The sequence below is a fragment of the Aulosira sp. FACHB-615 genome, from assembly GCF_014698045.1.
Lineage (GTDB): Bacteria > Cyanobacteriota > Cyanobacteriia > Cyanobacteriales > Nostocaceae > Nostoc_B.
Genome location: NZ_JACJSE010000015.1, coordinates 43,054 through 68,668, shown reverse-complemented (window position 1 = coordinate 68,668; position 25,615 = coordinate 43,054). Strand labels below are relative to the sequence as shown.

Sequence of the window (25,615 nt, the reverse complement as noted above, 5' to 3'; positions counted from 1 at the left end):
TTCCTCAATCTTGATATATGTAGCCTAGCATTGACTACTTATTACTAACCTTTAACTTCGGATAAGCAATACGCTTGTGGTGAAATTGCTGCCAAACTTCAACAAAAATTTCAGCAATTTGCTTCATTTCATCCCGCGTTAGTCCAGATTCTTGCAGTTGATTATCTTGCCATCTGGCACGCAAAATATTATTGAGTGTAGTTAAAGCTTGTTCGGGTGTGACTTCTTTGAGCGATCGCAAGGCGGCTTCACAAGCATCTGCTAACATCACAATTCCCGTTTCCCGTGATTGGGGAATGGGGCCATCGTAGCGGAAATCAGCTTCGTCTAATTTGATGCTGGGGTCGGCTTGGGCTTGCTGCTGTGCTTGATGGTAAAAATAAGCAATCAGCATTGTACCTTGGTGTTCGGGAATAAATGCTTGAATTGCCGTGGGTAAAGAATGTTTACGCGCCATGACTAACCCTTCACTAACGTGCTTTTTAATAATTTCGGCACTTTTCCAAGGGTCTTGAATTTCTGTTTCGTGTTTATTCGCCCCCCCCATTTGGTTTTCAATAAAACCTAAAGGATCGTGCATCTTACCAATATCGTGGTATAAAGTCCCAGCCCTGACTAATTCGACATTACAACCTAATTTTTTCGCCGCCGCTTCTGCTAAGGTGGCGACAAATAAAGTGTGTTGAAAAGTTCCGGGGGTTTCTGTAGCCAGTTTTTTTAATAAGGGACGGTTAGGATTTGCTAGTTCTGCTAACCGAATTGGTGTAACTAAATCAAATAATTTTTCTAAATAAGGACTCACGCCCAAGGCGATGATACTCCAAGCTAAACCTGATAAAGCAAACAGTCCGGCTGCTTGAAATACCATATACCAGCCTGTACTAAATGCTGTACCTATCAATAAACTCACAATGAGATAAACACTACCTTGGGTCGCTGCAATCGCTACACCTAATAATGCTAATTCTTCCCGCGATCGCAATTTTTGAGCAATGTAACTACCTAATATTCCTCCAGTTGCACCAGCTACCAAGGCAACTTTACTAACTTCCACACTTGAGGGTATAACTAGCAACAATAACCCTATGACTGTTGCACCTAAAGTCTGTCCATAAAAACTGCCTAGTAGTAAACCAACGGCACTCCAGCTAGTATGAAATATTCCCATTGCGATCACACCAGGGGTACTCAAAGTTAGGAGTAATATTAACAGGCGATCGCGTTGGCGTAATCGATACTTCTTGCGCCTTTCTACCCAAACAAAAATCCCAATTGCGCCTGTCACCATCGTGGCGACCTTCGCCAGTCCTAGCCAATTATTTTCCCGACGAATTAATTTATACTTTTCTAAAACATCAAATTGCCACTCAGTAATTTTCTGCCCTTTGTTGACAATTATCTGACCTTGGCGCACCGGAACTAAGACGGGTGAAACTCCTTCTGCGGCTTGTTTCGCCTTGAGTTGCGTTTTTTCTTCATCTTTTTTTAAGTTGGGTTCTAAAACTGCCAACAACAACTTAGATGCTAAAGCTTCCGCATCTTTCGGCACAACATACTGCACATGAGTACTGACTGCATTTTGTAAAATTTTATCTGGCAGTCCTTCGGGAATGCCCTGGGTCAAAATGCGATCGGCAATTTGGCTGATTTGTGTGTAAGTGTTTGACCAATCATCATCTGATAAATCTAAGATGACTGTTTCTTGATAAATTATCCCTGGGTTAGTTGTATCTAGTTGTAAAAATTGTGACTTGGCTTGGATATAAGCTTGGCGGATTTGAGATATCTGCTGCACCAAAGAAGCTAAATTTTGGGCTGAGGTGGTGATTCGATAAGCTTCTAATTCTCCTACAGCTATTTGAAAGTCTTTGTTTTGGGTAATGTTGCTCGGTTGGGGCGACTGAGATGGTATTGGGATGATCGTTATAGGCTGGTTATGCTCGGTAGATGAACCTGTGGCAGATGGAAATAAGGGAAGATATTTAGGAGAGCGAGGTTTTTGGGGAAATCCTAGCGAGAGTTCTAATTTTTGTTTACTCTTGTTTTCGACAGTAACTAATAGTGCTTTCCATTCTGAGTCAGAACAAGCACGGAGATATTGTTGGGTAGGTAAAGATAAAACTGCGGTGTCAAAAAAAGGAAACGGCCCAGCAACAGAACGAAGTTCATTACCTTGGTCGAGAATTTGTTGTAGTTCTTGGTTAATCTTGTTGGTAATCTTGTCATCAACCCTTAAGACTTGTATAGAACTGTTACTAACCTCTTTCCGTTGAGCTTCAGTTTGTTTTTTATCTTCAATGCTGGTAGCGTAAGGTGCTTTAAAAGTTTGTGGTGCGTAGGTTCCTGCTTGCAGTTGGGGTTGGTTGTATAGCTTATGACCCAGTACCCCGGTTAACGAAACAACTGCGATCGCAAATACCACAGAAGAACGTTTTTCATGTACCCAGCCTAAACCGACTGCGATCATTCCAGTCTGAGTTTTGAACGATTTTGTCATTGTTCTGGGTACCGTTGGGCGTTTATAAATTTAATTTTATGTAAGTAGTTATATTGATCAAGGCTTAATTAACGTGAGCGAATGACGCGCGGTGCAGCAAATACAGAAACAAAATTTTGTTTGTCCAGCATCACACATCCGTCTAAAGTCAATGGTTTGGGATGTAGGGACAGGTTATATACTCCTGACCACACAGCTAAAAGTGCATCGGTTAATTCTAACATCTGTGGATAATTGACCAGTATCCCAGTAGAGTTATCGGTTGATAAATATAAAACTCGCCACTGTGTAGGAATTCCGGCTGTGCTATTGAAGGTTCCCGATAAACCACCTGCGATCGCACCTATTATCGGGGAAGGTAACAATCGATTTGCGCGTAAAACTGTTAAGCGAAAGTCTTCTGGTGTACTGAGAAAGCAATAAAATGCCAATGCGATCGCACTGCTAGTTTTGTCTTTGGTATTTAACTCTGCTTTAGCTGTTTCTAACCCAGCATGTTTAGATAACAAATCATTAACTTGTAATAATTGTTTTGGTAATGATGTTGGTGTGTCGCCAATAAAACTAATAATTTGAGCTATAAGAGTTTGCGGATCTAATTTTTCGGTTAAAGATAAAGCGATCGCGTAGCCTACTGCTAATATTCCATCCCGTACCACTGGATCTTCTCCCCAAAGTTGGTACGTGTGTAGTAAATTATTTCTTAACTTCAGCAAATTGTCATGAAAAAAAAGTGCCACTGGTAAGGCGGCTAAAATAATTTCAGAAGTGGCATGATTATTAAGATAAAAACTAGGCAATTCTTCTTGCTGACGCTGTTTCCAGTCATCCAAATCTAATTTGCCTAGCTTCACCAAACTTTCGGTACCCAGTAGCATTAATTTGCCAATATCTGAGACAGCTTGAGGTGATTTGTCTCCCGACTTAGCTAAATTTGCACCTAATAACGCTCCGAGTATAGTACCTCTAAAGCGGCTGAACAGTGAATAGCGCATATCTCAAGTATGAAGTGTAAAGTGTTAAGCCTGAAATTTCAGCCTTAACAATTTATAGCAGTCGCAGCATAAGTTATACCAAATCGATATGAAGAAGCATATAATTTGCCAGCGAAGGCAATATGCAGCCTTTTATGGAACTGGTATGAGTACTTTATACACATATCTTGTACCCAGCCCTGACGAATGGAATTCGCGGCTATAAAAACCAAGTCCGCCTGCGCGGACTAACTTAAAATCAAGATTTTTGAACCCGCGCAGGCGGGTTTTGTCTGTGTAGCCGCGACTTCAGTCGTTTGGTTCAAAATATGTGTATACCTTGCTAAACTTCATCCTTTCGTAAATGATGCACTAAAGCCTGTAAGCCTAAAAAATAACTTTGTGCGCCAAAACCACTAATTTGACCAATCACTACAGGCGCGATGTAAGAATGATGGCGAAAATCTTCTCGACGGTAAATATTGCTGAGGTGTACTTCAACTGCTGGTAAATTAACTGCTGCGATCGCATCTCTTAGTGCCACACTAGTGTGTGTATACGCCCCAGCATTAATTAAAATCCCCTGGTGTTTACCTAAAGCTTCATGAATCGCATCTACCAAAGCGCCTTCATGATTAGACTGCATGGCAAACACACTTGCTTGCATCTTTGCCGCTTGTTCTTGCAATAAACGGTTAATTTCAGCCAAAGTTACAGCACCATAAATCCCCGGCTCTCGCTGTCCCAGCAAATTTAGGTTTGGCCCATGCAGTACCAAAATGCTTAAAGGTTGCACCTGCAATTGTCAGTCCCTTCAGATTTAACGACGACGGGAGCGTTCATTGACTGGAATCGGAATCAGTTCCGGTTCCGGTTCAGCTTCTGGCCCCAGCAGGGCTTCAATTAGCTTGCGAGCCATTTCTTTCAGCCTTTCCAGTACCTTTTCTATATAGTCCATGAACTGACCGCTCCTGAATTACTAACTACTTTAATTAACAGCTACGCGGAAATTGGCTTATTATTACACGTTTTGCTGCTAACTTGGCTGATTCCCGAATTTCTGATTCTGGGTTAGCCATTTTAAAAGTTGCGAGTTGTGATTTCCCTTACTTTTTAGAGTATCACATCCACAACCTAATGAACTGCATCTCTCTCAAGATGGGTATGTTGTCAAAATAGTCAAGAGTCATTTGTCAATGGTCAATGGTCATTTGTCATGGGAAATTAGTTATGATTTCTAGACTTAATAGACGGCTGTACACTAAGTGCTGAGTGCTGAGTACTGTACACTGGGCGAAGTCGAGGTAAGTCGAAGTGTGAGTACTAATGAGAAATTTCAGCCTGCAAAGGCAGGCTTTATTCCTGTAGCCGCGACTAATCGTTCTGTCTCCCTTGTCTCCCTTGTCTCCCTTGTCTTCCTGTCCCCCTTGTCCCTAAATAAAGAGAGTCACGTAGAAGCCCCTGAACTCAACCTCACTCCTCACCCCTCACTCTTTTTAGTAGTGGTCTTAGATGACTTAGCAGTTGATTTAGCGCGGGTACTAGTTGTTTTAGTAGTTTTGCGGGTAGATTTTTTCCCAGATGAAGCTTTACTGGCTAACAATTCCAGGGCTTGAGATAGGGTCATTTCTTCCACCGACTGTCCTTCAGGAATGCTGACGTTAGTTTTGCCATGCTTGATATAAGGGCCATAAGGGCCATCATATATATTCACTGGTGAATCATCTTCGGGATGGTTCCCTAGTTCCTTTAACGCCGCTTTGGACTTACTGTTAGCCGAACTCCGTCCTTTTTTCGGTTCTGATAATATTTCCAAAGCTCTTTCTAAAGAAACTGTTAAAACATTATCCGCAACTTTTAACGAACGGTAATCTTTGCCTTCTTTGCCTTGGTCGTGAACTACGTAAGGGCCATAGGGGCCGATACTAGCTTGAATTCTGCCTCCTGTCGCTGGGTGGGTTCCCAAAGTCCGAGGAAGTGCTAAAAGACCAACAGCTATTTCTAGAGTGACATTTTCTTTCGGCACGTTTTTGGGAATGGAAGCTTGTTTTGGTTTAGGATTTTCTTCTGTTTTGTCACCTAATTGCACGTAAGGGCCGTAAGTCCCAATTTTGATATAAATCGGCTCACCTGTTTCGGGATGGCGACCAAGTTCGTCGGGGCCTGTGGTTTTTTGCTTGAGTAAAACTTCTACTTGTTTAGGGTCGAGGTCAGCCGGGGTTAAATCTTTGGGAATGGAGGCTGTGACTACAGCATCACCGTTTTCCACTTCGATGTAAGGGCCGTATTTGCCAATGCGGACTTTTGCTGCTAAATTTTCTAGTTCTACGGTTCTAGCTTTAGTCGCATCAATTTGACTTTTCTGTTCTCTAACTAAGGTTTCTAACCCTTTGTCACCTAAATAAAATTCCCGCAGGTAAGGTAGCCAGTTAACTTCACCTTCGGCAATGTCATCTAAGGTTTGCTCCATTTTGGAGGTAAAACTAGGGTCAACAATATCGGGGAAGTGTTTTTCTAATAAGCTGGTGACGGCAAAGGCGGTGAAGGTGGGAATTAAAGCATTATTCACCAATTGGGCATAACCTTTATCGATGATGGTACCGATAATGCTGGCGTAGGTACTAGGACGACCTATACCTTCACTTTCTAAGGTTTTGACCAAAGTGGCTTCGGTGTATCTGGCTGGGGGTTGGGTTTCGTGACCAACTGCTTCGAGTTCTTTACAGTTTGGATGATCCCCTACTTTCAGGTTAGGCAAGATAATTTCTTGGTCTTCTAGCGCGGCTTCGGGGTCGTCGGAACCTTCGACGTAGGCGCGTAAGTAACCAGGAAAGTCGATGCGTTTTCCAGAGGAACGGAAGCCAGCATCCTCAACCTGTAACTGCACAGTAATTTGGGTTTGGCGGGAGTCAGCCATTTGACAGGCGACGGTACGCTTCCAAATTAAGTCGTAAACAGCGAGTTCTCGACCGCTTAAACCTGTTTCTTGGGGTGTGCGGAAAGTGCTACCGGCTGGGCGGATGGCTTCGTGGGCTTCTTGTGCGCCTTTAGATTTGGTGGTGTATTGCCGGGGTTGGGGGCTGAGATATTGCTTACCGTACAGCTTTTCTACACAATCACGAGCAGCTGCGATCGCCTGATCTGACAAATGCACCGAGTCTGTACGCATATAGGTAATATACCCTTGCTCGTACAAGTTTTGAGCAATCCGCATCGTATCCCGTGCCGACAGCCTCAGTTTCCGGTTCGCTTCTTGTTGCAAGGTGGAGGTAGTAAACGGTGGCGCAGGTTTACGGGTAACTGGCCGTTCCTCCATCTCGGTAACATTCCAGGTTTTGCCTGTTAACCGTTCTTTCAACGCCACAGCATCGGCTTCTGTGAGTAACACCACATTGCGCCCAGCTGCAATTTGTCCTGTGTTGGGGTCAAAATCACTGCCACTGGCAACTTTTGTCCCACCCAAGGTCACTAACTGGGAGGTAAACGGTGCTTTTGCCTGTTCTAAATAGGCTTTTAAATCCCAATATGTCCCTTCATGGAAGGCGCGGCGTTGGCGTTCTTTTTTCACCAATAACCGCACAGCTACAGACTGGACTCGCCCAGCAGATAATCCCCAGGCGATTTTTTCCCATAGCAGGGGCGAGAGTGTATATCCTACCAAACGGTCTAAAATTCGGCGTGTTTCTTGGGCGCGGACTAGTTGTTCATCAATAGTGCGGCAGTTTTTCAAGGCTTTTTTTATCGCCTCTTGGGTGATTTCGTGAAACACCATCCGCTTGGTCGGAACTTTGGGCTTCAGCAATTGGTATAAATGCCAACTGATGCTTTCTCCTTCCCGGTCTTCGTCAGTTGCCAGGATGAGTTCAGTTGCCTCTTTTAAGGCATCTTTGAGCTGAGTAACAACTTTCTTTTTGTCTTTGGGGACAACATACACCGGTTCAAAGTCTGCGTCCACATTTACCCCTAGCTGCGCCCATTTTTCCCCTTTGATGGTCGTGGGGATTTCACTTGCTGACTGGGGGAGGTCACGGACATGACCCATAGACGCTTCTACCCGATAGTCTTTTGGTAGGTAGTTGCGAATGGTACGAGCTTTGGTGGGAGATTCGACGATGACGAGAGTTGACATGGAAATTTCAAAAAAAAGAATAGCTGTCAAGCTAAACAGTCAAATTGAAGCAAGTTCTGTGAAATGTCAAGAGAAAATTCGAGCTTGGGGGCTGTGAATTCATCCTCACACAAACTGCCTGGAAATGCGAAAATTCGCAAAACTTCAGAAGCAGTCTTTCTTAGAGCATAAGATAAAGAAACGTTGGTGGTGAATTTCCAACTATTTCAATCTTTAACTTATCTCAGGCATAATTGGCGACTACCGTTGGCAAAATACTGTTCAAGTGTAGTAGCGCGATACTTTTTTTATCAGGGGGTGGGGGTGTAAGGTTGGGTGAAATGATAGGAAAACCCAACCTGACATTCTTTTGCTGCGGTTCTGGCTGGCGTGCTGCGACCTCTGGAATTTTTTAGGTTGTGCCAAAATTAAATCAAAATTGCGATTAAAAGCAAAGTAGGGTTCATTACTGTATAGCTCAAAGTTAAGACTATGAAAGCGATTCGCCAAGGTGATGTTATTTTACTACCTGTGGAGCAGGTTGACGGACAAAAGAAACTTGATTTAATTTTGGCAGAAGGTGAGGTTACAGGACACAAGCATAAAATTAGTGAAGGAGAGGCAGAGTTATATGAAAAGGATGGCACCCTTTATCTGCGTGTTTTATCAGATATAGCATTGTTAACTCACGAAGAACATCAGGCGATTCCTATTCCTCAAGGTAACTGGTTAGTCAAAATTCAGCGTGAGTATGAGCCGGAAGGTTGGCGATATGTTGCAGATTGAAAAACTCACCCCTGAGCAAGCAGCTTTGATTCCAGTTTATCGAGAGAAGTGGCGAAAGATTGCGCTTTCTACTGAACGAATTGATAGAGAGAAAGCGACTGAAGCGGTGAATGCTGTTTATGAAATTATGGGCTTTGATGAGCCGCAGATTGTATTTTTTGATAGTCCTTATGCTGCTTTAAAAGAGTTTAACCAGCAATTACATCACTCTCAACTCAATGAAAAAGCTTACACGATCCAAAGAGAAATACTGACGGAAAAGAGAAATTATATACGCTCTCAAATTCTTAACAAAGAACTAGCAATTTTTCTTATACAAGAATTTATTTCTAATCCATTAGATGATATCTTTGAAAGATTTAGTTGGATTATATTAAAAGAACTACATACACACTTTTATATTGTTGATGAAGAACTAGATATTGAGGCTTTTGATGTAAGTTACTTTGCACCAGAGTCTTGGGCTAATGTTGCTAGTTTTATAGATTTTTGTATCTCTGAGTTAAATTGTGATTTATCTCAGCAAGATTGGTTAGTTATACAAAACCTAATTAAAAATTGTGGTTGGATATTTCCTGATGAGCATATAGCAATTGTATGCGATCGCCCGATTCATATCCGCTTCGATAATCAAAACCGCCTGCACGCCGAAGGTGAACCAGCAATTGAATTTGCTGATGGCTATAGCCTTTACTCTTATCACGGTGTTACCTTACCTGAAAAATACGGTAAGATACATCCTCAACAATGGCAAGCCCAATGGCTATTAACAGAAACCAATGCTGAACTGCGGCGCGTGTTGATTCAAGGTATAGGTTACAGTCGCATTTGCCAAGATTTACAAGCTATTGAATTAGATAATTGGGACGGATATACCCTGTTAAGAATTGATAATGATTTTATTGATATTGAACCAATTTTGTTATTAAAAATGACTTGTCCCAGTACAGGTTTTATTCATGTTTTGCGTGTTCCCCCAAATATGGTGTCAGCCCGTGAAGCAATTCGCTGGGTTAATTGGGGAATTGATCCAGAGGATTTTATAATAGAAACTTGAAAAGTATAAATTTAATTAACCTCTCCCCAACCCCTCTCCGATGCGGAGAGGGGCTTAAATATCATTGGTTTTTAATGCGAAAATAAGCTTTTAAAGCCTCTCTCCTTATAGGGGCTACGGTGTACACACAAGTCTGATCAAATTGCCTAGTAGCATTTCGATCCCCCCTAACCCCCCTTAAAAAGGGGGGAATTTTCTTCAAGTCCCCCTTTTTAAGGGGGATTTAGGGGGATCAGAGGATTTGTGTGTACACGGTTGCCTTATAGGGGAGAGGTTTGGAGAGGGGTTTTAAAAATTGTGAAACTCAAGTTAAATTAATCGATAATATCAATCTTGGCAACTGAACCAGAGAATATACCACAACCTATTAATTTCACACCTTACTACACTCAAAGTTACGGCTCAATTTATTTAGGCGATAGTCTGCAACTAATTAAATTTTTGCCAGAAAGCAGCGTTAACCTGATTTTGACATCGCCGCCGTTTGCGTTGACGCGCAAAAAAAAGTATGGCAATGAGAGTGCAGAAAAATATATTGAGTGGTTTCTACCCTTTGCGTCGGAATTTAAAAGAGTGCTGGCAGATAACGGCTCATTTGTTTTAGATTTAGGTGGTGCGTATCTTCCTGGTAATCCTGTACGAAGTCTTTATCAATACGAATTGTTGCTGAGGTTGTGTAAGGAAGTAGGCTTTTTTCTGGCACAGGAATTTTATCATTACAACCCAGCAAGACTACCCACCCCGGCTGAGTGGGTAACAATTAGAAGAATCCGGGTAAAAGATGCGGTTAATGTTGTTTGGTGGTTATCAAAAACGGCAAACCCCAAAGCAGATAATCGGAAAGTTTTAAAGCCTTATAGCCAAAGTATGCAGCGATTACTCAAAAATGGTTATGAAGCAAAAATGCGCCCCAGTGGCCATGAAATTTCGGGTAAGTTTCAAAAAGACAATCAAGGTGCAATTCCACCAAATTTATTAGAAATTCCCAACACAGAATCTAATAGTCTTTATTTACGTCGCTGTAAAGCTAAGGGAATTCAGCCCCATCCGGCAAGGTTTCCGCAGGGGTTTGCTGAATTTTTTATCAAGTTTCTAACAGATGAGGGTGATCTGGTTTTAGATCCATTTGCTGGTTCCAACACAACTGGTTTTGTAGCTGAGACTTTAAAACGCCAATGGATTTCTTTTGAAATTAATCAGGATTATGTAACAGGGAGTCGTTTTCGGTTTGTTGAGTAGCCAAATCTATTGAGGATTCAAAGTAAAACTTAATAATTTTACTTAAATCTCTCCATCTACTTGCATTTTATGAACCTGATCTGCCAATTCTTGACGATTTTGATCATCAAGCTTATCGATCGCTAACATCCCCATGAGGATGACTTCTTTGAGAGTTAAACGAGTTGAATGTGCCTGTTTCTGCACAATCTCCTTGATAATCGGACTAACACCGATCGCTGTACTAGCTCTAGCCACAGAACAAATATATAACATTCAAGACACCGCCTAAATCTTAGCATTTCCCTTAAAGTTCTTCTATATATCTGTTATTCGATTTAACTTAACCCAAAAGAATAATTGCTGATTTAAACATAATCTGCTGATTTATAAAGAAGTTTTACGTTGATTTTGAGCTTTTTTTTGCTGTATCTTGCTCACTGACGTAAATTTCACCAATTTTGAGCTAAATTTATCACTCAGTAAGTAGCTAGGCGATCGCATCTCCTAGATTTCTCACGAGAGGGAAGGGTGGGAGGTGTGGGCGGCTGACAGGTGTAGGTTTTTTACGTTCTGCCCCAAAAATCTTGATTTGGGGTGTAGGGGTGTAAGGGTGTGAGGGTGATGAAACTCTGATTAAATCGTGATTTTTAGAGTCGCTACTCATCACTCTGTTAAAAACCTACACTTGTGAGGGGGTGGGAGGACGGTGAAGAAATCTTTCCCCCCACACTCCCCTCTCTCCCCACACTCCCCTCTCTCCCCACACTCCCCACATCCGGGTAATGGCATCAGCTTGCCATCAAGCATTAAGATTAACTTACGTATATTTATTTACGTCTAGTTGTTGCTATACTAAGCAAGATTACTGCTAAGTATAGTAAATATATTGAGTGATTAACTCACAGTATAAAGGTTCTGCAAAGAACGAATCTCTACAATTCACTAATTTGCAGATTCACGGAAACGCTCAGGCAAAGCTATGTTAACTACGTAGAAACTTCTATTTTTATAAAAAGTTGCGTTAAAGAGATGATGAATTCCAAATGTAATCTTGTTAAACTGCTTTACAGTACTACTGAGTGTAAATAAAAATAATAACTTAACCAAGAAAAAAATCATCCTGAACACAGGTAGCAAATGCTGTCATAAGGGAAAGTACCAAGTATGAGGAAATACAAAGCGATGAAGCACAATTATCTGTTAGCAGTAGGCTTGTTAACAGGATTGGCAATACCAGTATCGACGCTTTCGCCTCTGTCAAACAGATTGCCAGCAAATTCTAGTTACCTGGGGACAGCAAAACATAATTCACTGTTAATGATAGGTGGAAACAATCTTCCTGCCTTTGACAAGTCTTTACCAGAGTTGAGATATCAAGCTTTACAACATATAAAAAATTCGCACTCAACAGTGAGTGAAAAAATTATCCCTAGTGCGGATATTTCCTCACCAGCTTTAAAGTATTCACAATCAATAGTTGATAATAAAAAAGCTGCAAGTCTTGATGAATCTTTACCAGCAATTAGTGAGCCAGGATTGTTAGCGCCAATCGAGTCACTATTTCATCGCAGTTCAGCATCATCAAATGTACCGTTAACATCTGGATATCAACTTTATTACCAAAGACTAGCGGCTTTAAAGACTGGTCAAATTTATACACGTATGTCTGATGATGCGCCATCTTTTTCCGAATCTAATAAACAACGCCAATTAACTTACGAAGATTGGAAGAGTTTATTAGCTTTAGAAGCCAAAGCTGTGACTAAAGGTCAAGGTAACAATCATTTAAGTATTATGCTTGGGGATTCTTTAAGTTTGTGGTTCCCCCCGCAAAAACTACCTAGTGGCAAACTTTGGCTAAATCAAGGTATATCTGGTGATACTTCTGGCGGAATTTTAAAAAGATTAAGCGCATTTTCCTCTACAAAGCCAGAAGTCATTTACATCATGGCGGGAATTAATGATTTACGCCGAGGGCTAAAAGATGAAGTGATTTTGCAAAATTACCGCCAAATTATCCGCCGTTTGCGAAAGGAACACCCAAAAACTGAGATAATTGTGCAATCAATTTTGCCAGCAAGCTTACCAACAATTTCTAATAGCCGAATTCGGCGGATTAATTTTCAATTGTCCCTAATTGCTCAACAAGAGAAAGCAAATTATTTAAATATTCATGATTGGTTTACCGATTTTGAAGGTAATTTGCGCTTAGAGTTAACCACTGATGGATTACATCTATCCCAGGAGGGATATGATGTTTGGCGTTCCGCACTAGAACAAGTCGAGTACAAGTTGACTCAGCGTGAACAGGAAAAATTGCGATCGCAGTTTTAAAATTTATGGAAATTCATGATACTGATGCTATTGCCATCCGTTCTGTGATTGAAAGTCAATTAGCAGCTTTTCAGCAAGATGATGCTCAAACTGCGTTTACTTTTGCAAGTGCGGGAATTCAAGAGCAATTTCAAAGCCCAGAATACTTTATGCGGATGGTAATGCTAAATTACCCGGCGGTGTATCGTCCTCGTTCGGTGATGTTTGAAAAAATTACTATTATTCAAGACAATATAACTCAACCTGTATTATTGTTGAGTCCTCATGGTACGCCGTTGCGGGCGTTATATTTTATGGAACAGCAACGCGATGATACTTGGAAAATCAACGGTTGCATTTTAGTATCAGTAGAAGCGGAAATTACTTAGATTATTAATTAATAGACAAGGGAGACAAGGGGGACAAGGGGGACAAGGGAGACAAGGGAGAGAGGTTTGTTGATGATTGAGGATTGCTATAGTCGAGAAATATTTGTCTAGAATAATCATTAGGACTTACGCAAGAACCCTCTTAAATCCTCTTCACTTCGTGTCCTACCCTGCGGGAAGCCGCTATCGCGTCTATGCGCCCTTTGTGGTTCGTTTTTTCATGATTTTGCGTAAGTCCTGATCATCTAGAAATAATTTCTTTTATCCCTACATAGCGTTTCTGACTCTAGTGAGTTACTAGACAAAAATAATTAACCGCCGATGGACGCAGATGGACGCAGATAAATTTGTACATCAGCAGACTAGAAAAGGTTATAGTATTCCGATTTCTGACTTCTGGCTTCTGCCTTCTAAATTTACCTTCAAGACTTGATTTAATTTGCCGCTACGATAACCTTCTAAATCTAAGGTGACGTAGATAAAGCCAAATTCTTGGAATGCGGTAACTACAGTAGCTAAATCAACAGCTAAGACGAAATCTTTAATTTTTTCTGGGGCTAATTCAATGCGGGCGGTGTCACCTTCAGAACGTACACGCAAATTATCCCATCCGAGTTTCCGCAAATAAATTTCGGCTCTACCGACTCTTTGTAATTTAGCTACGGTAATTTCTTCACCATAAGGAAAGCGGGAACTTAAGCAAGGTTGAGCAGGTTTATCCCACCAAGGTAAATTAAGTTGTTGAGAAAGTTGGCGAACTTCTAATTTAGATACACCAATTTCAGCTAAAGGCGATCGCGCCCCTCGTTCTTTGGCGGCTTGGATTCCTGGGCGATAATCGTGTAAATCATCGGCGTTCACCCCATCCACTACATAGGGGTAGCCTAACTCTACAGCTAATGGTTTGAGTGTGTCGTGTAGTTCGCTTTTGCAAAAATAGCAGCGATTGACAGGATTTGATGTGTAGTTGGGATTTGCCATCTCATTGGTTTGCACAACTTGATGCGTAATCCCAATAGTTGCGGCTTGAATTTTTGCGTCTTCTAATTCTTCTGGTAACAGTGAAGGCGAAACTGCTGTTACAGCCAAAGCGCGATCGCCTAAAACATCATAAGCAATCTTCGCCACTAAAGTACTATCTACACCACCAGAATAGGCAATTAAGGCGCGTTCCATTTCGCCAAATAAGGCTTTGAGTTGCTCTAGTTTTTCCGACAATTTCATTTTGAATTCCTGACATTTCCCCACAATTTCCATTGTAGAGGTGTACAGAAAATCTGTGTTTTAGCTGGGCGACGCTTCCGATGCTGGTGGTGGTAATTGAATATACTTTGCTACTAAAGCCGCTAAAAGTGGTAAATCCAGGGGTTTAGAAATATATTCATTGACTCCTGATGCGATACAAGTTTCGCGATCGCCTTTCATCGCCATTGCCGTTTGAGCAATTACTGGAATTTTTTGATACTCTGCGTTTTGACGTAGTTGCTTGACCACCTGTAGCCCGTTTTCATCGGGTAACTGAATATCAATTAAAATTAACCCTGGTGTTTGTTGTGCCAGAGTTGACCAAATTGCGGTAGCATTTTTAATCCAAGTTACCTGATAACCCAATCTCTCAAGATAAGTTTGCATTAACTGGCCATTGGGTAAATCATCTTCCACCAATAAAATTCGGAAGTTAGAACTAGGAACGATATTTGACGCACATAAGGTAATATCTGCTGCATCTGTTTGAGCTTTCGGATGCTCTAGCACTTCCGTTACTGGTGTCACAGGCAGAATAATTGTAAAACGCGAACCCTGATTCAGTTTCGATTCTACTTCTACAGAACCCCCGTGAATTTCTGCCAGTTTCTTGGTGACAACCAAACCCAAGCCTGTACCTTCATCACGGTTAGTTACCGAGTTCGCAATCTGAAAATAAGGTTGAAAAAGTTGTTCTTGGTCTAATTGAGAAATTCCAATTCCTGTATCCCAAACTGTAAAATTGACAAATTCAGCTTGTGGGATAACTTTTAAACCCACTTCCCCAGTACAAGTAAACTTGACAGCATTGAAGAGCAAATTTAATAGCATTTGCTTGAGGCGCAAGGGATCTGCAACTAAAGTTGTCACGCTAGGATCTAGTTCTAGGCGCAGTTTTAAGCCTTTGTTAGCGGCTTTCTCTTTGACTAATGCCAAAACATTACGGCATAGTTCTGGCACATTTACTTCTTCTGGTTGGACTTCTAGCTGATTGGCTTCAATTTTGGAGAGGTCTAAAATATCATTAATCAGTGCTAACAAGTGTTTGCCACTTGACTGAATAATATTTAAATATTCTTGATGGCGTTCTCGGCTGGGTTCGTAACCTTGAGCTAACAGTAAATGGGTGAATCCGATAATCGAACTCAAGGGTGTGCGAATTTCGTGGCTGGTATTGGCGAGAAACTGATTTTTGAGTTGATTGGTTCTTTCGAGTTCCTGATTAGAATTACCAATATTTTGTGAGAGTTGCTGCCAAGATTGTATTTGTTTAAACTGTGCCAGAGCGTTAGTCAGTTGTTGGGTGACTCTGGTGAATAATTCTGGTTTCAGTTGTATTTGTGATGCTGTCAGGACTTCTCGCGGTGCTTTAGGAATAATTAGCCAGCCAATCATTTCAGAATTATTGGTTAAAGGCCAAGCACTTGGCGGTTGTTGACTAGCAAGGCGCTGCAAGTCTGAAACTTCCACCATTTGCGTTAATTGCAACCGCAGTTTTTTGCCTTTTTGGGGTGTGACTTCTAAGGCTGATGCAGAAGTTGAAACATAACAAACTTGAGCCAATGTTGTTTGTGGTTGAGGCAGAGCGATCGCTACTCTACTATTATTCAAAGCCACATCAAGTTCATCGACCACTGTTTGAAAAATTTCTGCTGCTGTTGCTTCTACCTGTAAAGTAGACGCAGAAACAGACAATAGGTAATCATTCAGGCGACTTTGCAACTTGTTCAAGCTGCACTCTAACCACAACTCCGCACGGAGTTGTTGAATTGTTGCCAAAAGACTTGGCGTTGTATCTACCTGTGAGTTTTGTTCTGGTAAGCTTGAATACTGCTGCATGGTCAACTAGACCGTTGAACAAGTTTAGCCTGGCGCAAAATTGCGAACAAGATTCTATGTATATTAGCTCACAAATCCTAATTGTTCACAAACTCTAACTTTTACTGTTTATGGTAACAGACGTAACACTAGTTTTAGAATAAATCACTCAAGTCTAATTTCTTTAGAGTAACTAATTTGCGTAAAAATCATGGTTCCACAAGTTCTACAACAAGATATACAACAAGTTCTACAACTAATTGTCAATGGTATTGCTTTAGGAAGCATTATTGCTTTAGCTGCGGTTGGTCTGACCCTCACCTACGGGATTTTACGGTTATCGAATTTTGCTCATGGTGATTTTCTGACTTTAGGTGCGTATTTGACGCTGTTGGTAAATGCAGCTGGGGTGAATATCTGGCTATCGATGATTTTGGCAGCCGTGGGAACTGTCGGCGCGATGCTGCTATCAGAAAAGTTATTGTGGTCAAAGATGCGCTTAATTCGTGCCACTTCCACAACGCTGATTATTATTTCTATTGGTCTAGCTTTATTTTTACGTAATGGCATTATCTTAGTTTGGGGTGGCAAAAACCAAAACTACAATGTTCCTGTGACTTCTGCTTGGGACTTTTTTGGTGTCAAAATCCCCCAAAATCAACTTTTGGTTTTAGGTCTAGCTGTGTTAGCAATTGTGGGGCTGCATTACCTCCTGCAAAACACCAAAATTGGTAAAGCAATGCGAGCTGTCGCAGATGATTTAGATTTAGCTAGAGTTTCCGGTATCAATGTTGAGCAAGTTATTCTTTGGACTTGGCTGATTGCTGGTACACTCACTTCCTTGGGTGGAAGTATGTACGGTTTAATTACGGCGGTGCGCCCTAATATGGGATGGTTTTTAATTTTGCCATTGTTTGCTTCAGTAATTTTAGGCGGAATTGGGAACCCTTATGGAGCGATCGCCGCAGCTTTTATCATTGGCATTGCTCAGGAAGTTAGCACTATTTGGCTGGGTTCACAATACAAACAAGGTATTGCCCTACTAATTATGATTTTGGTGCTGCTCATTCGCCCCAAAGGTTTATTTAAAGGCACGATTTGAGCAGCACCAGCCCACTTCTAATTATTCAATGATGTGGAAATAGTAGGCTGCTACCAACAAGTTAAGAGCTAACAGCAGCAACGCCCAACCTGTACGAAATGGATAGGGAGGCTTTGCTCCACTGTCTGCCACTGCGGAACTTTTGTTTTGAGTAGCCATAAGAGGTTCTCCTTAATGTCATGACTTTTTCAGAAATACCAAATAGCTGCACCAATTACCCAGATTCGTTAAAAATATTTGTCTAGCGAGGGAGGAGTGGTGGGTTATGAGTAATGAGTTGTAATTCAGACTTCAGGCTTCACACTTGTATCTTCTCCTGCATGGTAAGAACTGCGAACCAGAGGCCCAGAACGGACATGAGTGAATCCCATTTTCCATGCTAAACTACCAAGCTCATCAAATTCCTCTGGAGTCCAGTATTTTTGTACTGGCAGATGATCTAAGGAAGGACGCATATACTGACCAATAGTTAAGCGATCGCAGCCTATAGTTCTTAAATCTGCCATTGTTTCGAGAACTTCTTCGACAGTTTCGCCATGTCCCAGCATTAAACCAGACTTGGTGGGGATAGTCGGGTCAATTTCTTTCACTATAGCCAAGACTTGCAGGGAGCGATCGTATTTTGCCCCCCGACGCACTCGCCCAGTTAACCGTTGTACCGTCTCAATATTGTGATTAAAACAAGCAGGTTTGGCATTCACAATCAATTCAATCCGTTGGCGCTGTCCTGCCTCACCCACACCCGCACCACCCCAAAAATCTGGTGTGAGTACTTCAATTTGAGTGTCAGGGTTTAACTGTCTCACCGCCTCCATTGTTTTGACAAAATGTCCCGCTCCTTGATCTGGTAAATCATCCCGCGCCACAGAAGTTAACACCACATAATTTAATCCTAGAAGCTGGACTGCCTCTGCTACCTTCTGGGGTTCTGCTAAATCAAGCGGCATTGGTGCATGGCCTTTATCAACTTGACAAAAAGCACAAGCACGGGTGCAAGTAGGCCCCATCAGCAAAAAAGTAGCCGTTTTCTGGGCATAGCACTCTCCCCTGTTAGGGCAACGTCCCTCTTCGCAAATCGTGTGAATTTGACGCTGTTTAATAATGCTTTGTACGGTAGAAATTTCACTGGCTTTGCCAATCGGGCGGCGTAACCAGCTAGGCATAGCCATAATTTCGGACTTAAATTCCCCTGATGGTAACAAAGTCATAAATCCTAGATAAATCTCCAGCTATTTATACCGAAATATACTATCCCCCAATCCATAAAAAATTTAGATATAGTGGGATGACTCTCAAGGTCAAGCGGCATAGCCGTAATGCAACTTAAATTTTCTGTTAGAGAAATCAGTCGTGGCCAGTAACAAAATTTTAGTTATCGATGACACTACCGTTGTCAGGGTAAAAGTCCGAGAAATGTTACCTCCAGGTAACTTCGAGGTATTAGAAGCAAAAGACGGGGTGGAAGGACTTAATTTTATCCGTCAAGAAAAACTCAGCTTGATTATGTTAGATTTCCTACTGCCAAAAATGAGTGGCTGGGAAGTTTTTCAACAAATTCAAGCCCAGCCGGATTTAAGAAAAATTCCTTTAGTGATCATGTCTGGTCGCAAGGAAGAAGTTACCGAAAAAATCCCCGAACCATTTGAATATTTTGATTTTCTAGGTAAACCATTTGATAAAAAGCAACTGATTGACGCGATTAAATCAGCAATGGCTAAGGCCAAGCTGCCACGTCCTGAACCTGCTTTAGTAGGAGTTGGGGCGGCTAAAAATGGCGCTAGTACAGGTACAACTAGTGCAAGTGCGATCGCCGAACAAGAAACAGTAGCTACAGTCAGTATTGACCACTCGCCACTACCATCAGCATCTCCTGTTGAAACAGCTTCTTTAGCAGAAATTAAAGCACTGAATGAGAAAATAGTTCAAATGCAAACTGAAATAGATGGCTTGAAAAAACAGTTAGCTCAGGTAGTCACCTTTATTAAACAGAAAATTAAGTAAAGTTCAAACTTGCTTTAGTCTCTGTTGCCTTTAATAGTTTCTTCTCCAAATTCTCATTCAATCTCGATTAAATATAGTATAACTTTCTAGTCTTTTACTAGAAAAAGTACTATAAATCGTAAATTTTCTAGAAAGAAATAACATTACTAGTAGTCAATAATTACCAAAAATAATCGAGTAGAGATATTAATAGAAAAATCTCTACTCGATTATTTTTCTTAGGTGCAAAAAATATCTTGATTTTATAATTATACGCATATACGCTTTTATGCAATATAAATGACACTGCAAATTAATAATTATTTGTTATTACTAAACTTTTGTTAATAACTAATTTTTCTATTACAAAGCATATTTATAAAAAATCATAACAAAATTTTCGTTATTCTAATGATATTAGTAATTGATTTCTGGGAATACTGAAATAATAGTCCTTAGTTCAAGGCAAAGGCTGAGATGTTAACAGTATCAGACACGATATATCCTATATTTGGTTATCAAATTACTGAGCAAATATACTATGGTAGTAAAACCATAGTATATCGTGGCTTGAGAGAAGCAGACCAAAAACCTGTCATTCTCAAACTGATGCGGAATGAATATCCCACTTTTATAGAAATTGCCCAATTTCGCAACCAATACACTATTACTCAAAATCTGGAAATTCCCGGTATTGTCAAACCATATAGCCTAGAAAACTATCGCAATGGCTATGTTTTGGTTATGGAAGATTTTGGTGGTATATCTCTCAAAGAATGGCGCTTAGAAAAATATAAAATTGGCGAAAGTGACCTGTCATTGAACGAATTTTTTAATATTGCTATTAAAATTACCACGACCTTAGAACTACTACATCGTCATCGAATTATTCATAAAGATATCAAACCAGCTAATATTTTAATTCATCCAACTACGGAAGAAATCAAACTTATTGACTTTAGTATCTCTACACTTTTACCGAAAGAAGTTAAATCCTTGACTAATCCCAATATTTTAGAAGGAACTTTAGCTTATATTTCCCCTGAACAAACAGGACGGATGAATAGAGTTATTGACTACCGTAGCGATTTTTATTCTTTGGGTATAACTTTTTTTGAACTTCTAACAGGCAGTCAACCATTCATCAGTTCCGACCCAATGGAACTAGTTTATTCTCATATTGCTAAACAGCCAGCAAAAATCAACTCTCTTAATCCTAATATTCCATCAATTATCTCTGATATTATTAGCAAATTAATTGCTAAAAATGCCGAAGACCGTTATCAAAGCGGTTATGGACTTAGATATGATTTAGAAATATGCCAAAAACAATGGCAAGAAACGGGAAGCATATTACCTTTTGAATTAGCACAGAAGGATATATCCAGTCAATTTACAATTCCCGAAAAACTGTATGGACGACAGCGCGAAGTCGAAACTTTACTGAATACTTTTGAGCGGGTAGCTAATACTCAAACAGAAATGATATTAGTCACAGGTTCTTCTGGCATTGGTAAAACCGCTATCATTAATGAAATTCATAAACCCATTGTTAGACAACGTAGTTATTTTATTAAGGGTAAATTTGAGCAATTTCAACGTGACATACCATTGTCGGCTTTAATTCAAGCATTACGTAACTTAATTGGACAATTATTGGCAGATAATGATACTGAGCTTCAAAAATGGAGAATAAAAATATTATCAGCATTAGGCACACAAGCACAGGTCATTCTTGATGTCATTCCTGAATTAGCCAGAATAATTGGTCAACAACCAGAAATTGTAGAATTATCTGGTAGTGCAGCCCAAAATCGCTTTCACTTATTGTTTCAAAGATTTATCCAAGTATTCACAACAAAAGACCAACCACTAGTCATATTCTTGGATGATTTACAATGGGCGGATCATGCTTCTTTAAAATTTATTCAATTATTAATGAGTGGAAATACTTCTCCTACTCTTATTAGTGAAATAACCGACATAGAAGCAACTCAAGGAAATATATTACTAATTGGTGCATATAGAGATAATGAAGTTTCTCATATTCATCCTTTAGTTTTAACATTAAACGACATTAGGAAATCTGGAAATCAAATAAGTCAAATTCACCTTCTGCCATTAAATCAGTCTAGTTTAAACTATTTAATTGCCGATACACTTCATTGTTCGGAAGTATTAGCTATACCTTTAACACAAATGGTATTTGCTAAAACTCAAGGAAATCCCTTTTTCGCTACACAATTCCTCAAAGGATTATATGATGAAGGGTTAATAAAATTGAATTTTGAAGCGGGATATTGGCAATATGATTTAGCAACAATTAAAACTATTACTTTTACAGATGATGTTGTAGAGTTTATGGCAATTCAGATAGAGAAATTGCCGCAAAATACACAAAATATATTACAACTGGCAGCTTGCATTGGTAACGAGTTTGACTTAAAAACTTTAGCTATTATCTGTGAAAAATCTGTGATTGATACGGCATCAGATTTATGGCCGTCATTAATTGAAGGTCTCATCATCCCGCAAAATGATGGGTATATTTTCTTATCAGATGATGATGATGCCAAATTAGACGTTATTAATCATCCTAGTGCCAATAAATCAAAGCTCAATAACTATCAACTTCCTAAATATAAATTTGTACATGACCGTGTACAGCAAGCCGCTTATTCTTTAATTGCTAATGAACAAAAAAAATTAACTCATTTAAAAATTGGCTTACTTTTATTAAAAAATATTCCTATAGCAGAAAGAGAGGAGAAAATTTTTGAGCTAGTTAATCAGTTTAATATAGCTGTAGAGTTGATTACCAATCCAAATCAGCGTTATGAACTTGCAGAAATGAATCTGACTGCTGGACGTAAAGCTTTAGCCTCAACAGCTTACTCAGCAGCATTGAAATATTTAAATACAGGCATTAAACTACTTCCTGAATATGCTTGGAATACTGAATATGCACTAACTTTATCTCTATGGGAAACAGCAGCAGAAGCAGCATATTTAAATGGAGATTTTACACAAGCAGAGGAAATTATTCAAATAGTTTTAGTTAATGCCAAGACGAATTTAGATACAGTCAAAGTAATTGAAACTACTATTCAATCATCTGGAGCGCAAAACAAAGCACAAGCAGGTGTCCAGGCTGGACTAGATTTTTTGAAATTATTTGGCGTTGAATTTCCACAACAACCTAGCCGATTAGACATTCAACAAGCAATAGATGAAACAAATCAATACTTCATTCATAGGAGTATTGATAGTTTAATAGATTTGCCAATTATGCAAGATGCAACAGCATTAGCAATTATGCGTGTTTCATCTAGTATTCTTGCTTTAGCCTACACCGTAATTCCAGAACTATTTCCTTTATTAGTTGTAAAACAGATCCACTTATCTTTGGAATATGGTAATTCTGATTTCTCCTCGTATGTGTATGTTTGCTATGGATTTATGCTTTGTGGCGCAGTAGAAGATATTGACTCTGGCTATAAATTTGGCAACCTGGCTACAAGCTTATTAACTAAATTGAATAATAAAGAAATCAAAGCTAAAGTTATTCAGACATTTAATGCCCATGTCAAACATTGGCAAGATCCCGTTAGTGAATCTTTAAAGTATCTTTTAGAAGCTTATTCAGCAGGTTTAGAAGCTGGGGACTTAGAATTTGCTGCCTATTCTCTCAAAGCATACTGCTATATTTCATATTTTAGTGGGAAAGCACTAAACTCTCTAGAAAGAGAGATGGCAACCTATAGTTATGCCGTCAAGCAAATTAAACAAGATAGAGTTTTTTACTGGATTGAAATTTACCGACAGACTGTTTTAAATTTACAAGATAATGTGCAGAATCCTTGTTATTTAATTGGTGAAGCCTACAATGAGGAAGAATTACTTTCTATCCACAGAGAAGCCAACGATATCAATGCTCTGTTATATTTCTATCTCTGTAAGCTCCATCTATGTTATTTACTCCGAGAATATTCTGAGGCGATTAATTATGCTATCAATGCTGAAAAGTATTTATCTGGGGGAATTGGTCAATTTACATTTCCGCAATTTTTCTTTTATGATTCTCTAGTTCATTTGGCTATATATCATGAGGTTGACTCGCCTCAACAGGAAGAGATATTGGCTAAGGTTGGAGCAAATCAAGCAAGAATGCAAAGATGGTCGCTCAGTGCTTCTAGTAATTATTTAAATAAATTTTATTTAGTAGAAGCTGAAAAATATCGAGTGCTAAATCAATATCTAGAAGCAATAGAGTTTTATGACCGTGCTATTTCGTCAGCTAAGGAAAATGAATTTATCCATGAAGAAGCCTTAGCTAATGAATTGGCTGCTAATTTTTATTTAACTTGGGATAAAGAAAAGATTGCTAAAGCTTACTTAATTGATGCTTACTATGGTTATGTTCGTTGGGGAGCATTAACTAAAGCTCAAGATTTGCAAAAACGTCATCCTTATTTACTGGCGGCTATTATTCAGGAAGAACAACTCAGCCAAGATTTTCAGCCACATAGGGAAGCAGAATTTAGTACATCTTTAACTCATAATATGCAGACTTCTATCAGCAGTCATGACACTGTTATGAGTTCTAATACTAGCATTTCCGATATGTTAGATTTGGCATCTGTGATTAAAGCTTCCCAGGCGCTATCAGGAGAAATTAATCTGCCAGATTTGCTGTCAACAATGATGACAGTTGTGATGGAAAATGTAGGCGCATCTAAATGTGTTTTAGTTTTAAATGAAGCTGATAATTCAAGTTTCACTGTTAGAGCTATTAGTTCCATTCTTAATTTAGCTTGTATCTATACAGAATTTACTTCTATTGATTTAGAGTCTTGCAGCGAGGTACCGCAGGCGGTAATTAATTATGTGAAACGTAGTCGAGAAATCTTAGTGGTTGATGATGCGATCAATCAGGCATTTTTAGCGGCAGATATGTATGTTATGCGGGAACAACCAAAAAGTCTGCTGTGTATGCCGATGATCAATCAAAACCAACTGCTGGGGATATTATATCTAGAAAATAATTTAGCTACAGGTGCATTTACAAACGATCGCCTAGAAGTCCTCAAACTTCTCACTAGTCAAGCTACAATTTCTTTAGAGAATGCGATACTCTATGAAAACTTAAATAAAACTAAGCAACAATTAGAAGAATATAATCATAATTTAGAAGCCAAAGTTGCAGAAAGAACCAACGAGCTTAAAGATAAAAACGACAAATTGCAACAAGCACTCCAGGAGTTAAAAAGAACGCAAGCTCAATTAATTCAAAGTGAGAAGATGTCTTCTTTGGGTCAAATGGTAGCTGGTATTGCCCATGAAATTAATAATCCCATCAATTTTATTCATGGCAATATTGTACATACGAATGATTATGTCAGTGATTTACTAGATTTAATGGATTTATATCAACAAGAATATCCAAATCCCACACCGATAATTGCTGAAAAAACTGAGGAAATAGATTTGCAGTTTTTGGTTGATGATTTACCGAAAACGATAGATTCGATGAAAATGGGCAGTTCACGGATTCGAGATATTGTTCTAGGTTTACGCAATTTCTCTCGCTTAGATGAATCGGATATGAAACCTGTTGATATTCATCAGGGTATTGATAATACTTTAATGATTTTGCAAAATCAACTAAAAGAAAAAAATAATTTGCCAGAAATTGGTGTAATTAAAGAATATGCTATTTTACCCGAAGTCACTTGTTATGCCGGTCAACTGAATCAAGTTTTTATGAATGTTTTGAGTAATGCGATTGATGCGTTAAGAGGCAGTTTTTTAAATACTCAATGTCTCCAAAATCATCAACAGCCTCAAATTAAAATTTGTACAGAGTTAACCGCATCTCGGATGATCAGAATTACGATCGCAGATAATGGTGGTGGTATTCCAGAAGATATTAGTCAAAAAATATTTGACCCATTTTTTACCACTAAAGATGTAGGTGGTGGGACTGGCTTAGGTTTATCAATTAGTTATCAGATTGTAGTGGATAAGCATCAGGGTAATTTATTTTACCATTCTGAATTAAATCAAGGTACTGAGTTTGTGATTGAGATACCAATGCGATAAATGGTAAATTTAAAGGTGTCCTG

Annotated in this window: 19 protein-coding genes; 8 read left to right on the top strand and 11 right to left on the bottom strand. The window is 39.6% G+C overall.

Translation table 11 applies throughout. The annotated features are described in order from the left end of the window. Nucleotides 1-34 precede the first annotated feature (34 nt). The 5 genes from H6G77_RS21780 to topA form a co-directional block, all read right to left on the bottom strand. On the bottom strand, nucleotides 35-2,497 hold the full coding sequence (locus H6G77_RS21780) for an HD family phosphohydrolase (protein ID WP_190872716.1): 2,463 nt from the start codon (nucleotides 2,495-2,497) through the stop codon (nucleotides 35-37). 68 nt (nucleotides 2,498-2,565) lie between these two features. Continuing rightward, entirely contained in the window at nucleotides 2,566-3,492 is a 927-nt protein-coding gene (locus H6G77_RS21775) for an ADP-ribosylglycohydrolase family protein (protein ID WP_190588781.1), read from the bottom strand. 322 nt (nucleotides 3,493-3,814) lie between these two features. Then, complete coding sequence (aroQ, locus tag H6G77_RS21770; RefSeq protein WP_190588925.1) at nucleotides 3,815-4,267, bottom strand: type II 3-dehydroquinate dehydratase; 453 nt, start codon at nucleotides 4,265-4,267, stop codon at nucleotides 3,815-3,817. Nucleotides 4,268-4,291: 24 nt separating this feature from the next. Then, nucleotides 4,292-4,390: a DNA topoisomerase I gene (locus tag H6G77_RS21765; protein WP_162491113.1), complete on the bottom strand. Its 99-nt coding sequence runs from the start codon at nucleotides 4,388-4,390 to the stop codon at nucleotides 4,292-4,294. 561 nt (nucleotides 4,391-4,951) lie between these two features. Further along, the gene (topA, locus tag H6G77_RS21760; protein ID WP_190872715.1) at nucleotides 4,952-7,600 is read right to left on the bottom strand and encodes a type I DNA topoisomerase; all 2,649 of its coding nucleotides are present in this window, start codon (nucleotides 7,598-7,600) and stop codon (nucleotides 4,952-4,954) included. A 471-nt stretch (nucleotides 7,601-8,071) separates the two neighbouring features. Between topA and H6G77_RS21755 the strand changes: the two genes are divergently transcribed. The 3 genes from H6G77_RS21755 (at nucleotide 8,072) to H6G77_RS21745 (ending at nucleotide 10,661) form a co-directional block, all read left to right on the top strand. Further along, on the top strand, nucleotides 8,072-8,365 hold the full coding sequence (locus tag H6G77_RS21755) for a hypothetical protein (protein ID WP_190588779.1): 294 nt from the start codon (nucleotides 8,072-8,074) through the stop codon (nucleotides 8,363-8,365). Then, nucleotides 8,331-9,422 (top strand): DUF6745 domain-containing protein, encoded by a 1,092-nt coding sequence (locus tag H6G77_RS21750; RefSeq protein WP_242049279.1) that lies wholly within the window; start codon nucleotides 8,331-8,333, stop codon nucleotides 9,420-9,422. Before H6G77_RS21755 ends, H6G77_RS21750 begins: the two co-directional genes overlap by 35 nt. 333 nt (nucleotides 9,423-9,755) lie before the next feature. Beyond that, nucleotides 9,756-10,661 (top strand): site-specific DNA-methyltransferase, encoded by a 906-nt coding sequence (locus H6G77_RS21745; RefSeq protein WP_190872714.1) that lies wholly within the window; start codon nucleotides 9,756-9,758, stop codon nucleotides 10,659-10,661. A gap of 42 nt (nucleotides 10,662-10,703) precedes the next feature. Here H6G77_RS21745 and H6G77_RS21740 read toward each other — a convergent pair whose 3' ends face one another. Then, a complete protein-coding gene (locus H6G77_RS21740) occupies nucleotides 10,704-10,916 on the bottom strand; it encodes a hypothetical protein (protein ID WP_015113380.1) in 213 nt (70 codons plus the stop codon). Between the two features lie 214 nt (nucleotides 10,917-11,130). Then, the gene (locus H6G77_RS21735) at nucleotides 11,131-11,307 is read right to left on the bottom strand and encodes a hypothetical protein (RefSeq protein ID WP_190872713.1); all 177 of its coding nucleotides are present in this window, start codon (nucleotides 11,305-11,307) and stop codon (nucleotides 11,131-11,133) included. 518 nt (nucleotides 11,308-11,825) lie between these two features. Between H6G77_RS21735 and H6G77_RS21730 the strand changes: the two genes are divergently transcribed. After that, complete coding sequence (locus H6G77_RS21730; RefSeq protein WP_190872712.1) at nucleotides 11,826-12,977, top strand: SGNH/GDSL hydrolase family protein; 1,152 nt, start codon at nucleotides 11,826-11,828, stop codon at nucleotides 12,975-12,977. Between the two features lie 5 nt (nucleotides 12,978-12,982). Next, nucleotides 12,983-13,345: a DUF4864 domain-containing protein gene (locus tag H6G77_RS21725; protein ID WP_190872711.1), complete on the top strand. Its 363-nt coding sequence runs from the start codon at nucleotides 12,983-12,985 to the stop codon at nucleotides 13,343-13,345. 372 nt (nucleotides 13,346-13,717) lie between these two features. On the opposite strand, the gene larE is transcribed toward H6G77_RS21725, so the two are convergent. Together larE and hrmK are read right to left on the bottom strand one after the other, a co-directional pair. Beyond that, nucleotides 13,718-14,569: an ATP-dependent sacrificial sulfur transferase LarE gene (gene larE / locus H6G77_RS21720; protein WP_190588773.1), complete on the bottom strand. Its 852-nt coding sequence runs from the start codon at nucleotides 14,567-14,569 to the stop codon at nucleotides 13,718-13,720. Between the two features lie 60 nt (nucleotides 14,570-14,629). Then, entirely contained in the window at nucleotides 14,630-16,429 is a 1,800-nt protein-coding gene (hrmK, locus tag H6G77_RS21715; RefSeq protein WP_190872710.1) for a hybrid histidine kinase/response regulator HrmK, read from the bottom strand. A 190-nt stretch (nucleotides 16,430-16,619) separates the two neighbouring features. Between hrmK and H6G77_RS21710 the strand changes: the two genes are divergently transcribed. After that, entirely contained in the window at nucleotides 16,620-17,510 is an 891-nt protein-coding gene (locus H6G77_RS21710; RefSeq protein ID WP_190588771.1) for a branched-chain amino acid ABC transporter permease, read from the top strand. Nucleotides 17,511-17,531: 21 nt separating this feature from the next. Here H6G77_RS21710 and psaX read toward each other — a convergent pair whose 3' ends face one another. Both psaX and lipA read right to left on the bottom strand, forming a co-directional pair. Continuing rightward, entirely contained in the window at nucleotides 17,532-17,669 is a 138-nt protein-coding gene (psaX, locus tag H6G77_RS21705; protein ID WP_190588770.1) for a photosystem I protein PsaX, read from the bottom strand. Nucleotides 17,670-17,794: 125 nt separating this feature from the next. Next, on the bottom strand, nucleotides 17,795-18,718 hold the full coding sequence (gene lipA / locus H6G77_RS21700; protein WP_190872709.1) for a lipoyl synthase: 924 nt from the start codon (nucleotides 18,716-18,718) through the stop codon (nucleotides 17,795-17,797). Nucleotides 18,719-18,860: 142 nt separating this feature from the next. Between lipA and H6G77_RS21695 the strand changes: the two genes are divergently transcribed. Together H6G77_RS21695 and H6G77_RS21690 are read left to right on the top strand one after the other, a co-directional pair. Further along, nucleotides 18,861-19,511, top strand: a complete 651-nt coding sequence (locus H6G77_RS21695; RefSeq protein ID WP_190872708.1) for a response regulator — start codon at nucleotides 18,861-18,863, stop codon at nucleotides 19,509-19,511. A 456-nt stretch (nucleotides 19,512-19,967) separates the two neighbouring features. Next, entirely contained in the window at nucleotides 19,968-25,592 is a 5,625-nt protein-coding gene (locus H6G77_RS21690; protein WP_190872707.1) for an ATP-binding sensor histidine kinase, read from the top strand. Nucleotides 25,593-25,615 lie beyond the last annotated feature (23 nt).

Bases quoted from the DNA above. Each gene is read 5' to 3' on its own strand.
- H6G77_RS21780 (WP_190872716.1), bottom strand. From the start codon at position 2,497: ATGACAAAATCGTTCAAAACTCAGACTGGAATGATCGCAGTCGGTTTA.
- H6G77_RS21775 (WP_190588781.1), bottom strand. From the start codon at position 3,492: ATGCGCTATTCACTGTTCAGCCGCTTTAGAGGTACTATACTCGGAGCG.
- H6G77_RS21765 (WP_162491113.1), bottom strand. From the start codon at position 4,390: ATGGCTCGCAAGCTAATTGAAGCCCTGCTGGGGCCAGAAGCTGAACCG.
- topA (WP_190872715.1), bottom strand. From the start codon at position 7,600: ATGTCAACTCTCGTCATCGTCGAATCTCCCACCAAAGCTCGTACCATT.
- H6G77_RS21755 (WP_190588779.1), top strand. From the start codon at position 8,072: ATGAAAGCGATTCGCCAAGGTGATGTTATTTTACTACCTGTGGAGCAG.
- H6G77_RS21750 (WP_242049279.1), top strand. From the start codon at position 8,331: ATGAGCCGGAAGGTTGGCGATATGTTGCAGATTGAAAAACTCACCCCT.
- H6G77_RS21740 (WP_015113380.1), bottom strand. From the start codon at position 10,916: ATGTTATATATTTGTTCTGTGGCTAGAGCTAGTACAGCGATCGGTGTT.
- H6G77_RS21735 (WP_190872713.1), bottom strand. From the start codon at position 11,307: ATGAGTAGCGACTCTAAAAATCACGATTTAATCAGAGTTTCATCACCC.
- H6G77_RS21730 (WP_190872712.1), top strand. From the start codon at position 11,826: ATGAAGCACAATTATCTGTTAGCAGTAGGCTTGTTAACAGGATTGGCA.
- H6G77_RS21725 (WP_190872711.1), top strand. From the start codon at position 12,983: ATGGAAATTCATGATACTGATGCTATTGCCATCCGTTCTGTGATTGAA.
- larE (WP_190588773.1), bottom strand. From the start codon at position 14,569: ATGAAATTGTCGGAAAAACTAGAGCAACTCAAAGCCTTATTTGGCGAA.
- hrmK (WP_190872710.1), bottom strand. From the start codon at position 16,429: ATGCAGCAGTATTCAAGCTTACCAGAACAAAACTCACAGGTAGATACA.
- H6G77_RS21710 (WP_190588771.1), top strand. From the start codon at position 16,620: ATGGTTCCACAAGTTCTACAACAAGATATACAACAAGTTCTACAACTA.
- psaX (WP_190588770.1), bottom strand. From the start codon at position 17,669: ATGGCTACTCAAAACAAAAGTTCCGCAGTGGCAGACAGTGGAGCAAAG.
- lipA (WP_190872709.1), bottom strand. From the start codon at position 18,718: ATGACTTTGTTACCATCAGGGGAATTTAAGTCCGAAATTATGGCTATG.
- H6G77_RS21690 (WP_190872707.1), top strand. From the start codon at position 19,968: ATGTTAACAGTATCAGACACGATATATCCTATATTTGGTTATCAAATT.